Below are 11,046 nucleotides of genomic sequence, written 5' to 3'. Positions count from 1 at the left end.
GCCCACCACCGGGCCCACCACCGGGCCCACCACCGGCTCGGCTCCTACGAGCGGCGAGCCCACCGCCACTCCCACCGCTGAGCCGCGGCCCACGCGAGCCCACGTCCCGGAGGGCTGGCGCGTGTACACGAGCGCCGCGGGCCGCTTCTCCATCGCCCTGCCCCGGCAGTGGCGGGCCCAGAAACACGCCACCAGGGACAGCGTCTCCTTCACCCGCCCCGGCGCCACCGGCACGATGATCGTCGAGTGGACCGTCCCCGACATCCCGTGGGACGACCCGCGCGAGCACTGGATCGGCCTGGAGAAGGAGATCCTGGCGAAGGGCCTGTTCAAGAAGTACGAGCGCATCCGCATCACCCCCACCACCTTCCTCGGCAGGAAGGCCGCCGACTGGGAGTTCACCCGGGAGCGCGACGGCTCCACCATCCACGTGATCAACCGCGGGTTCCACACCGCGGACGGCCGCCCGTACGCTCTCTACTGGGAGACCGCCCACGCGCGCTGGCCGCGAGACCGCCACCACTTCGCGGCGCTGGCGAGAACGTTCAGAACCCGATGACCACCAAGGAGCAGGCACACTTCTGGCGGCACCCGGCGGTGCCGGGGACCGACCTGCTCAAGGCCCGCTACGTCACCCACCGCTTCTCACGGCACGTGCACGACGGCTACGCCATCGGCGTCATCGTCGGCGGCGTCGAGGAGTTCCACTACCGCGGCACCCTGCACCGGGCAGGCACGGGCGAGCTGGTGCTGGTCAACCCCGACTCGGTGCACACCGGGCAGGCCGGCGAGCCCGGCGGGTGGGCGTACCGCATGCTCTATCCGTCGATCGACGCGCTGGCCGGGATCGCCGCCGAGCTGGGCGTCCCCTGCGCGACGCCGCACTTCCCCGAGCAGGTGGTGCGCGACGACGAGGTGGCGGCCCTGCTCGGCAGGGCGCACCAGGCGGCCGAGCGCGGCGACGCGCTGGCCGCCTCCACGCTGAGCCGCACACTGTTCGCCCGCCTGCTGACACGCCACGCCACGCCCAGACCGGCCGCGGCCCTGCCCGCCGAGGGCAGGCAGGCCGTGCGAGAGGCGCTCGACCTGATCCACGCCGGCCTCGTCGACCCGCCGACGCTGGACGACCTCGCCGAAGCCGTGGGGGCGCGGCCGTTCGCGCTGCTGCGGGCGTTCAAGGCGGCGACGGGCCTGCCGCCGCACGCCTACCTCAACGATCTCCGGGTACGCCAGGCGCGCCGGCTGCTGCTGGCCGGGGTACGCCCGGCGCAGGTCGCGGCGGAGGTGGGCTTCACCGACCAGGCCCACCTCAACCGGCATTTCAAGCGTGTCGTGGGCGTACCACCCGCCGCCTACCAGCGCGCCGCAGGAACGTACAAGACCGGCGCTTGACCAGGCACCTAGCCTCGGCGGCATGGAACAGACAACACACCGTTCCGCCGCCGTGCGGGACGGCTTCGGCGTGGGCCTGGCCGTGGGGCTGTCCGGGCTCGCCTTCGGCGCCGCGGCGGTCACCGCGGGCCTGAGCGTGCCGCAGGCGTGCGTGCTGAGCCTGCTGACGTTCACCGGCGCCTCCCAGTTCGCGCTGACGGGCGCGGTGGGCGCGGGCGGCGACCTGGTGGCCGCCACTCTCGGCGCGCTGCTGCTCGGCGGCCGCAACACCCTGTACGGCCTGCGCCTGGCCGACCTGCTGAAGGTACGCGGCCCCCGCCGGCTGCTCGCCGCGCACGGCGTGATCGACGAGACCACGGCCGTCTCCCTGGCCCAGCCGACGCCCGAGTCGGCGCGCACCGGCTTCGCGGTCACGTTCGCCAGCCTCTACGTCACCTGGAACCTCACCACCTTGGCGGGCGCGTACGGCACGTCGTTCCTCGGCGACCCCGACATGCTGGGCCTGGACGTGGTGGGCCCGGCCGCGTTCCTCGCTATCCTGTGGCCCAGGCTGGCGAAGAGCACCGAGCTGCGCGTGCTGGCCGCGGCCGGGGCGGCGATCGCCCTGTGCGCCACCCCGTTCCTGGCGCCTGGCGTCCCCGTGCTGCTGGCGGCCGCGGCGGTGCTGGTGGTGATGGTCCGATGACGTTGTGGTGGGCCATCGCCGCCCTCTGCGCGGGCTGCTACGCGCTCAAGCTGGCCGGGCTGGCCGCGCCGCAACGGGTGCTGGAACATCCGGCGGTGCGCAGGTTCGCCGAGCTGGTGCCGGTGGCGCTGCTGGCGGCGCTGATCGCGGTGCAGCTGTTCACCGAGGAGGGCGGGCTGCGCTTCGACCCGGCCCGTATGGCGGGTCTCGGCGCGGCGGTGGTCGCCCTGCTGCTGCGTGCGCCGTTCCTGGTGGTCCTGGCGGCCGCGGCGGTCATTACCGCGCTTGTCCGGATTTTAACTGGGTAGTCGCTCGTGCATGACCGATGCAGCGGGGATGGTCGGTGGACGGTACCGGCTGGTCAGGACGATCGGCCAGGGCGGTATGGGCACGGTGTGGCAGGCCCACGACGAGGTGCTCGGCAGAGATGTGGCCGTCAAGGAGGTGCTGCCGCCTCCCGACCTGACGGGCTCGGAGCGCGAGGTGTTCGCCGTACGCACGTTCCGCGAGGCGAGGGCCGCCGGCCGGGTGGCCCACCCGGGCGTCGCCACCGTGTACGACGTCCTGGAGGAGCGCGGGCACCCGTGGATCGTCATGCAGCTCGTACGCTCCCGCACGCTCGGCGAGGCCATTCGCGAGGACGGCCCCATGTCCCCGCTCCAGGCCGCCCGCATCGGGCTGCAGCTCCTGGAGGCGCTGCGCGCGGCCCACGCGGCGGGCGTGCTGCACCGGGACGTCAAACCGGACAACGTGCTGCTCGCCAAGGAGGGCCGGGCGGTGCTGACCGACTTCGGCATCGCGACCACGGAGGACGAGGCTCCGGTCACGCGGACGGGCATCCTCATCGGCACGCCCGCTTACATGGCGCCGGAGCGCGCTGCGGGCGGCCGGGCGGGACCGCCCTCGGACCTGTGGGCGCTGGGCGTGACGCTCTATCTGGCCGTCGAGGGCAAATCTCCCTTCCAGCGGGAGAACGCCCTGGCCACGCTGGGCGCGGTGATGCACGCGGAACCCGAACCGCTGTCGCGCGCGGGGGCGCTGGCGCCCGTACTGCTGGGCCTGCTGCGCAAGAACCCGGCCGAGCGCATGTCGCTGGAGGAGGCCGAGCATCGGCTGGCCGTGATCATCGCCGGCGAGGCCCCCGAGCCCACGGGGCCGTTCGCCGCCTCGCCCGTCGCGGAGGCGTCCCTCGGGGTCCCGGCGCGGCGCAGGCGCGGGCTGCAGTTGGCCGCGATCGCGGCAGGCGCGCTGGTCGTGGGGCTCGTCACGGGCGGCGCGGCGTGGCTCTCGCACCGGCCGGGCAACGTGCCGGCGCAGCAGCGCGTACCCGCCGTGGTCACGACAACGGCCGGCGCGACGCCGACGGAGGCGCGAACGCGGGCGCCGTCGGAAGCGCCTTCGGAAGCGCCTTCGGAAGCGCCTTCGGAGCCGGGGCGATCAGCGCAGGACGGCCCCGTTTCCAGGCCGGGACCGTTCTCCGAGCCGGACGGGCGGACGCCCGCGCCGCCGGAGGCCCGCGAGCGGCCGCGAGGTTCCCGTGACGAGGAGCGGAGCCGCGTCACGAAGGCGCCCACCGAGTCCGAGGAGGAGCCGCGCGAGCAGGAGAGGACGGAGCGCCCCACCCGCACGCCCGGCCAGGTCGAGGGCTCCGGCGACGGCGAGGACCAGGCCGGCGAGGGCCAGGAGGGCCAGGAGGGCCAGGCCGGTCCTTAGGAGCGGGCCCTGGTCAGGACTCGTCGCGGACGATGTCGAGGGCCTTCTGCAGATCCGGCGGGTAGTCGGTGCTGAACGACACCCACTCGCCCGTCGCCGGGTGCCCGAACCCCAGCGCGACCGCGTGCAACCACTGCCGGGTGAGGCCCAGCCGGGCGGCGAGCGTGGGGTCGGCGCCGTAGAACAGGTCTCCGACGCACGGGTGGCGCAGCGCCGACATGTGCACCCTGATCTGGTGGGTACGCCCGGTCTCCAGCTTGATGTCCAGCAGCGACGCCGCACGGAACGCCTCGACCGTGTCGTAGTGGGTCACCGACGGCTTGCCGCCCGCCACCACGGCGAACCTGCCGTCACCCGACGGGTGCCGGTCGATGGGCGCGTCGACGGTGCCCCTGAACGGGTCGGGATGCCCCTGCACGAGCGCGTGGTAACGCTTGTCGACCGTACGTTCCTTGAAGGCCCGCTTGAGGTGGGAGTAGGCGTGCTCGCTCTTGGCCACCACCATCGCGCCGGTGGTGTTGGCGTCGAGCCGGTGCACGATGCCCTGTCGCTCGGCCGCGCCGCTGGTGGCGATCGTGTGCCCGGCGCCCATCAGCCCGCCGATCACGGTGGGGCCCGTCCAGCCGACGGTGGGGTGGGCGGCCACCCCGATCGGCTTGTTGACCACCACGATGTCGTCGTCCTCGTGGACGATCGTCATGCCCGGCACCGGCTCGGCGACCGGCATGGGCGTGGAGACCGGCGGCGGCATCGTCACCTCGAGCCAGGCGCCCGCGTGCACGCGGTCGGACTTGGCCGGCTGCCTGCCGTCGACCAGCACCTCGCCCGCCCCGATCAGCTCGGCCGCGCGCGTGCGGGAGAAGCCGAACAGCCGTGAGAGCGCGGCGTCGAGCCGCTCGCCCTCCAGGCCGTCGGGGACGGGCAGGCTGCGCTGCTCAGTCATCCCCGGCCACTTCCCTTTCCCTGGAGCCGTCGATCTGCACGTTGCGCCAGGCCAGGATCACCGCCAGGATCCCGCCGCAGACGATCGCGGAGTCGGCGATGTTGAAGACGGGGAAATAGTCGATCACGGGGAAATGCCCGGGGAGCACCTCGATGAAGTCGACGACGTGCCCCTGGAACTGCGTCGGCCGCCCGATGCCCGAGGGGTAGCGCAGGAGACGGTCGGTGAGGTTGCCGAACGCCCCGCCGAGCAGCAGGCCGAGCGTGACCGCCCAGGCCTTGCTGCCCAGCTTGCGTGCGGTGCGCACGATGGCGACCACCACGCCGGCCGCGATGATGGTGAAGATGAACGTCATCCCGGTGCCGATGCTGAAGGCGGCCCCAGGGTTGAAGATCACTCGGAACTGCAGGACGTCCTGGATGACGACCAGCGGCGGCTCGCCCTCCAGCGTGCGCAGCACCACCGTCTTGGTGATGAGATCGGCCGCGTAGATCACGGCCGCCAGCACGATGAGGACGGCGAAGAGACGCCGGCGTGGGGTGCCTACCGGCGTTCCTCCTTCTGCTTGCACTTGACGCACAGCGTCGCCCTCGGGAACGCCTGCAGGCGTTCCTTGCCGATCGGCTTGTGGCACGATTCGCACACTCCGTAGGTCCCTGCGTCGATCCTGGCGATCGCACGTTCGTTCTGCGCGACCAGATCGCGCGCATTCAGGGTAAGGGCGATCTCGCGTTCGCGCTCGTACGTCTTCGCTCCGGCGTCCGCCTGGTCGTCGCCGGCTCCTTGGGTGACGTCTCCAGAGGCTATCTCGGACTCGTGGCGGTGGATGTCCGCGTTGAGTTCGTCGATCTCGCTCTGAAGCCTGCCGCGTACCTCGGCCAGCTCCTCGTCCGCCCACATCGACGGTGTAGCGGTCTGCGTGACTGCCGCCATGTATGCCTCCACTGCTGATCAAGGCCGTTAATGGTGCGGGCAGCTTAGGATCCGTATAACGGAACGGCAAACGACCCGCCGGACGGTTTACCTCCCCCGTACTATCCCGCCTCGCGCATTCAACTCCTCCTCAGCGGCGTCCATTCCCACAACTTTGTCGCCGTTTACGACTTCCGAACCGACATGTCGGCACATCCGTGGCCGTAGCGGGCCCCACCAGGGAAACCGGGAAGCCTTCGCCCCCACTCTGCGTTATGGTTTGAACCTGCAAGGCGTTGATGGGGCCCGAGTGTGAGGGATATCACCCCGGAGCCGCCGGAAGAACGGCTCGCACGAGCTCACTAGAACCGGCAGCAGAGCAAATGAAGAGGGCCTCGCCCACACGCGGGGCCAAGAAGGGTGGTACCGCGGAGCCGCACGGCTTCGTCCCTTCACGCCAGCCAGCCGGCCGATCAAGCGTGGAGGTCACGCCCGAGATGTCCCCAACATTCCGCTCTCTTCCCGCGCAGGTCGACCTGCCCGCGCTCGAGCGCGAGGTCCTCGACCGCTGGCGGGACGGGAAGATCTTCGAGCGGTCCGTCGAGCAGAACACCGGCAACCCCACGTGGGTCTTCTACGAGGGCCCGCCCACCGCCAACGGCCTGCCCGGCGTCCACCACGTCGAGGCGCGCGTCTTCAAGGACCTGTTCCCGCGCTACAAGTCCATGCGCGGCTTCAGCGTCCCGCGCAAGGCCGGCTGGGACTGCCACGGCCTGCCCGTCGAGGTCGGCGTCGAGCGCGAGCTGGGTCTGTCCGGCAAGAAGGACATCGAGACGTACGGCATCGCCGAGTTCAACGCCAAGTGCCGCGAGTCGGTGCTGCGTCACGTCGACGCGTTCGAGCAGCTGACCGAGCGCATGGGCTACTGGATCGACCTGTCCCAGGCCTACCGCACGATGGACCCGTCCTACATCGAGTCGGTGTGGTGGTCGCTGAAGGTCGTCTTCGACAAGGGGCTGCTGTTCCGCGACTTCCGCATCACCCCCTACTGCCCGCGCTGCGGCACCGGCCTGTCCGACCACGAGCTGGGCCAGCCCGGCGGCTACGAGACCGTCTCCAGCCCGTCGGTCTACGTCCGCATGCCCGTCACGTCCGGCCCGCTGGCCGAGCTGGGCGCGGCGCTGCTGATCTGGACCACCACGCCGTGGACGCTCGTGTCCAACACGGCGGTCGCCGTGCACCCCGACGTCACCTACGTCGCCGCCCGCACCGCCGACGGCGAGGTGCTGGTGGTGGCCGAGCCGCTGCTGGCGGTACTCGGCGAGGACGCGACCGAGGTGGCCCGCTACACCGGCCGCGAGCTGGAGCACACCGCCTACTCGCGCCCGTTCGACCTGGTCGACATCCCGGACGCCCACTACGTCGTGCTGGGCGACTACGTCACCGTCGACGACGGCACCGGCCTGGTCCACCAGGCGCCCGCGTTCGGCGCCGACGACCTCGCCGTCATCAAGCGGTACGACATGCCGATCGTCAACCCGATCGGCCCCGACGGCCGTTTCCTGGACGACGTGTCCATGGTCGGCGGGCGCTTCTTCAAGGACGCCGACGAGGAGCTGACCGACGACCTGCGCGCCCGCGGGCTGCTGTTCCGCGGCGGACACTTCGACCACAGCTATCCCCACTGCTGGCGCTGCCACACGCCACTGCTCTACTACGCGCTCCCGTCCTGGTACATCCGCACCACCGCGGTCAAGGACCAGATGCTGGCCGAGAACGCCAGGACCAACTGGTATCCCGACACCATCAAGTGGGGGCGCTTCGGCGAGTGGCTGCGCAACAACGTCGACTGGTCGCTGTCGCGCTCACGCTACTGGGGCACACCGCTCCCCCTGTGGGTGTGCTCGGCCGAGGAGTCCCACATGACGTGCGTCGGGTCGCTGCAGGAGCTGGGCGAGCTGGCCGGCCAGGACGTCTCCGCCCTCGACCCCCACCGCCCGTACGTCGACGACGTGACCTTCGCCTGCCCCGACTGCGGCGCGCTGGCCCGGCGCGTCCCCGACGTGATCGACGCCTGGTACGACTCGGGCTCCATGCCGTTCGCCCAGTGGGGCGAGCGCGGCAGGCCCGAGGGCGTCTACCCGGCGCAGTTCATCTGCGAGGCCACCGACCAGACGCGCGGCTGGTTCTACTCGCTGATGGCCGTCGGCACCCTCGTCTTCGGCCGGTCCTCCTACGAGAACGTGCTCTGCCTCGGCCTCATCCTGGCCGAGGACGGCCGCAAGATGAGCAAGCACCTCGGCAACATCCTCGAACCGATCCCGCTGATGGACCAGCACGGCGCCGACGCCCTGCGCTGGTTCATGGCCTGCTCGGGCTCGCCGTGGGCCTCGCGCCGGGTGGGGCACAACACCCTCGAGGAGATCGTCCGCAAGGTCCTGCTGACGCTCTGGAACACCGCGTCGTTCTTCACCCTGTACGCCAACGCCGAGTCCTGGTCGCCGTCCCGGCTGCGCGAGGCCGCACCGGCGGCCGAACGCCCCCTGCTCGACCGCTGGGCGCTGGCCGAACTGCACCGCACGGTGGCCGAGGTGACCGCGTCGCTCGACGACTACGACACCCAGCGGGCCGGGCGGCGGCTGGCCGACTTCCTCGACGACCTGTCCAACTGGTACGTCCGCCGCTCGCGCCGCCGCTTCTGGCAGGGAGAGCAGGACGCGTTCGCGACCCTGTACGAGTGCCTCGAAACGGTGCTGCGGCTGATGGCGCCGGTCACGCCGTTCGTCACCGACTACCTGTGGGACATCCTGCGCCCGTCGGACGCGCCCTCCTCTGTTCACCTGGCCTCGTGGCCCGACGTCCGTGACGACCTGCTCGACCCGGCGCTGTCGGAGCAGATGGCCCTGGTCCGCCGGCTCGTGGAGCTGGGCCGTTCGGCCCGCGCCTCGTCGGGCGTCAAGACCCGCCAGCCGCTTTGCCGGGCCCTGGTGGGCGCGCACGGCTGGCCGTCGCTGCCCGCCGAACTGCGCGGCCTGGTGGCCGACGAGCTCAACGTCCAGAACCTGGAGGACATGTCCGGCTTCAGCGCCGATCTGGTGTCCTACACCGTCAAGCCCAACTTCCGGGCCCTGGGCAAGCGCTTCGGCTCCCAGACCAAGCTCGTGGCCGCCGCGGTGGCCGCCGCCGACCCTGCCCACGTGGCCAGGACGCTGCGCTCGGGCTCCACGGTCACGATGGAGGCCGGCGAGCTCGGCGAGATCACGCTCGGCCCCGACGAGGTGATCGTCAACGAGCAGCCCCGCTCGGGCTGGGCGGTCGAGACCGGGGCGATCGGCACGGGCACCGGCGAGACCATCGCCCTCGACCTCGAACTCACCGACGACCTGCGCCGAGCGGGCCTGCTCCGCGAGGTCATCCGCCTGGTCCAGGAGACCCGCAAGTCGAGCGGCCTGTCCATCACGGACCGCATCGACCTGTGGTGGACCGCGTCCTCGCCGGACCTGGCCACGGCGCTGCGGTCGGGGTGGCAGACGGTGGCGGAGGAGGTGCTGGCGACGTCGGTCACGGAGGGTACCACGGCCGACGTGCCGTCCCACACGGACGAGGACCTCGGCCTGGCCTTCCAGCTCCGCCGCAGCTGACTCGCGGCGTGGCCGGACCTCACGGGGCCCGGCCACGCCCTCTCCCCCGCCGAGTCACCCCGTACGCCCCTGCCAGAGCCCACACGACCGCCGGGGACTCCGGGACGGCACCGGCCCCCGCGGAGTCGCACCTCACGAGCCCTGCCTCGACCGCCTGAAGGCGCCCACCGGCAGACTGTACGGACCTGCCTGCATGGGGGAATTCGTGACGTACGGGCAGGGCAGGCCGTCCTTGCGCCGACCCAAGCCGTGCACGAAGGCCGCGGTCACCACCCTTCCACCGCCCTGGCGGCCGTCGCCCCATCACCGATGACCGGCTGTTCGAGCACCGGCATCGACGACCGTCGCCGCGATCGCGATGCCGGCTGTCCGGTCACCCGATCATGGACGAGCGGCCGATGGCCGCGCGCTCCGGGTGGGTGCTATCGGCCGGCCCGCCATCAGCCAGCCCATAAACCCGCAGCCGTGGACGTTGAAGCTGGTCAGCTGACCGATTCACGGTCGTGCTGGCAGACCGAGCAGCTCGTCAGCCCGGCCGCCTCGGCCGCGGCGACCGCCATCGTCTCCACTCCCGAGTCGCCGGCGCCTCTGATCAGCGGGCAGTTGGTGCTGTGGTAGCGCCGGGTGCCGACGATGACCTTCACCGTGTCCCCGTCGCCGCTCTCGGACGCGTCGCGGGTCCTGCCCTCCGCGCCCTCGGAAGTGGATGTGCCGGCCGGGGTCTTCGCGGACCCACCGCCGGAAGGCTGGGCACCCGGCCGGGCCTTGCCCTGTCCCTGGTCGCCCTGCCCTTGCTGAGCCTTGCCCGGCTCCTGGGACCTTTGCCCTTGCTGCGGCTTGCCGGCGCTCTTCTGGGGCGTGCCGGACGGCTGCGGGCGAGCGGCCGGAGGAGCGCCCTTGGGCGTACCGGTATCGCCGGCACCGTTGGACGCACGCTCCGGGCTCGAAGTGGCCCCCTGCGCGCCGGGCTGCGAGGGGGCGCCCGTGGGCAGCGGCCCCTTCGGCTTGGCCTCCGACTCGGCAGAGGACGCGGGCCGCTCAGGAAGGATGAGGGTCTGCCCGAACGTGTCCGAAGTGTCGTCGCCCTCCGAGCCCGGACGCTTCGACGGCCCGGATGCTCCAGGACGACCTGGCGTGGCGGAGGAAGGCACACGGGGCTGCGGCGCGGTCGCGGGGCCCGCCGAATCGTCCTGCTCGGCCCTGCCCGCGGCACCCTGGGGACGCTTGGCGGCGGACGGCCCGGAGCCGCCGGTGGCCCCGCTTCCCGCGCGGCCAGAACTCCGCCCGCCACTGGACTGACCGGGCTTGCCAGCGACCTGACCCTGGCGTGCGGGACCCTGCCCCCGCCTCTCACCTGACTGCTGCGCACCTTGCGGAGACTGCCCCGAAGCACCGCCGGACTGCTGCGGATGCGCGGCGGACTGCCCCGGGACGTCCGGGGTCCGCGCGGGCGCTTCCTGCTCATCGCCGGGCGACCCCGACCGACCGGCGGGCTGCGCCGGCCTCCCTGCGGCCTGCGAGGACGTGCCCGCGGATCTCTCCTGACCGCCGGCCGACCGCCCCGACCCGGCACCGGACTGCTCGGGTGTGCGACCGGACTGGGCGGACGACGTGCCGGGCGCGGACCGACCGGAAGGCCCGGCGGACTGCCCGGGCGCAGGCCGGGCAGGCCAACCAGCGGCCTGCCCGGATGCGGGCCGGCGCGACGGGCCGGCGGTCTGCGGGGACGTGGACTGGCCGGAGGGGGCGGGGGTCTTCGT

General features: G+C 72.2%; 9 protein-coding genes and 1 pseudogene. 6 read left to right on the top strand and 4 right to left on the bottom strand.

The annotated features are described in order from the left end of the window. The 5 genes and pseudogenes from GUY59_RS43780 to GUY59_RS48065 all read left to right on the top strand — a co-directional run. A pseudogene (locus GUY59_RS43780) lies at positions 1–559 on the top strand (hypothetical protein); the annotation flags it as partial. Next, positions 556–1,392 carry an AraC family transcriptional regulator gene (locus tag GUY59_RS43775; protein ID WP_171055597.1) on the top strand — a complete coding sequence of 279 codons (837 nt, stop codon included), beginning with the start codon at positions 556–558 and terminating at the stop codon, positions 1,390–1,392. The pseudogene GUY59_RS43780 and the gene GUY59_RS43775, both read left to right, overlap by 4 nt. 22 nt (positions 1,393–1,414) lie before the next feature. Next, a complete protein-coding gene (locus tag GUY59_RS43770; protein ID WP_138208016.1) occupies positions 1,415–2,077 on the top strand; it encodes an AzlC family ABC transporter permease in 663 nt (220 codons plus the stop codon). Further along, the gene (locus GUY59_RS43765; RefSeq protein WP_132340560.1) at positions 2,074–2,385 is read left to right on the top strand and encodes an AzlD domain-containing protein; all 312 of its coding nucleotides are present in this window, start codon (positions 2,074–2,076) and stop codon (positions 2,383–2,385) included. Before GUY59_RS43770 ends, GUY59_RS43765 begins: the two co-directional genes overlap by 4 nt. Before the next feature lie 10 nt (positions 2,386–2,395). After that, positions 2,396–3,790 carry a serine/threonine protein kinase gene (locus GUY59_RS48065; RefSeq protein ID WP_236668083.1) on the top strand — a complete coding sequence of 465 codons (1,395 nt, stop codon included), beginning with the start codon at positions 2,396–2,398 and terminating at the stop codon, positions 3,788–3,790. A gap of 13 nt (positions 3,791–3,803) precedes the next feature. Here GUY59_RS48065 and GUY59_RS43755 read toward each other — a convergent pair whose 3' ends face one another. From GUY59_RS43755 to GUY59_RS43745, 3 genes are read right to left on the bottom strand one after another with little or no spacing between them, the layout of a single operon-like run. Then, positions 3,804–4,733: an RluA family pseudouridine synthase gene (locus GUY59_RS43755; protein WP_138208017.1), complete on the bottom strand. Its 930-nt coding sequence runs from the start codon at positions 4,731–4,733 to the stop codon at positions 3,804–3,806. Continuing rightward, complete coding sequence (lspA, locus tag GUY59_RS43750) at positions 4,726–5,241, bottom strand: signal peptidase II (RefSeq protein WP_171055598.1); 516 nt, start codon at positions 5,239–5,241, stop codon at positions 4,726–4,728. The genes GUY59_RS43755 and lspA overlap by 8 nt, the downstream gene beginning before the upstream one ends. Positions 5,242–5,276: 35 nt before the next feature. Beyond that, on the bottom strand, positions 5,277–5,666 hold the full coding sequence (locus tag GUY59_RS43745; RefSeq protein WP_138208019.1) for a TraR/DksA family transcriptional regulator: 390 nt from the start codon (positions 5,664–5,666) through the stop codon (positions 5,277–5,279). Between the two features lie 476 nt (positions 5,667–6,142). On the opposite strand from GUY59_RS43745, the gene ileS reads away from it, so the two are divergent. Next, a complete protein-coding gene (gene ileS / locus GUY59_RS43740; protein WP_138208020.1) occupies positions 6,143–9,286 on the top strand; it encodes an isoleucine--tRNA ligase in 3,144 nt (1,047 codons plus the stop codon). A 482-nt stretch (positions 9,287–9,768) separates the two neighbouring features. Here the strand turns inward: ileS and GUY59_RS43735 are convergent, their stop codons facing one another. Next, positions 9,769–10,437: a hypothetical protein gene (locus tag GUY59_RS43735; RefSeq protein WP_138208021.1), complete on the bottom strand. Its 669-nt coding sequence runs from the start codon at positions 10,435–10,437 to the stop codon at positions 9,769–9,771. Positions 10,438–11,046 lie beyond the last annotated feature (609 nt).

The organism is Nonomuraea sp. K271 (genome assembly GCF_009908215.1).
GTDB classification, from domain to species: Bacteria; Actinomycetota; Actinomycetes; order Streptosporangiales; family Streptosporangiaceae; genus Nonomuraea; species Nonomuraea longispora.
Note: the sequence above shows the minus strand (reverse complement) of the source record. Positions and strands in the feature narration are given on the sequence as shown.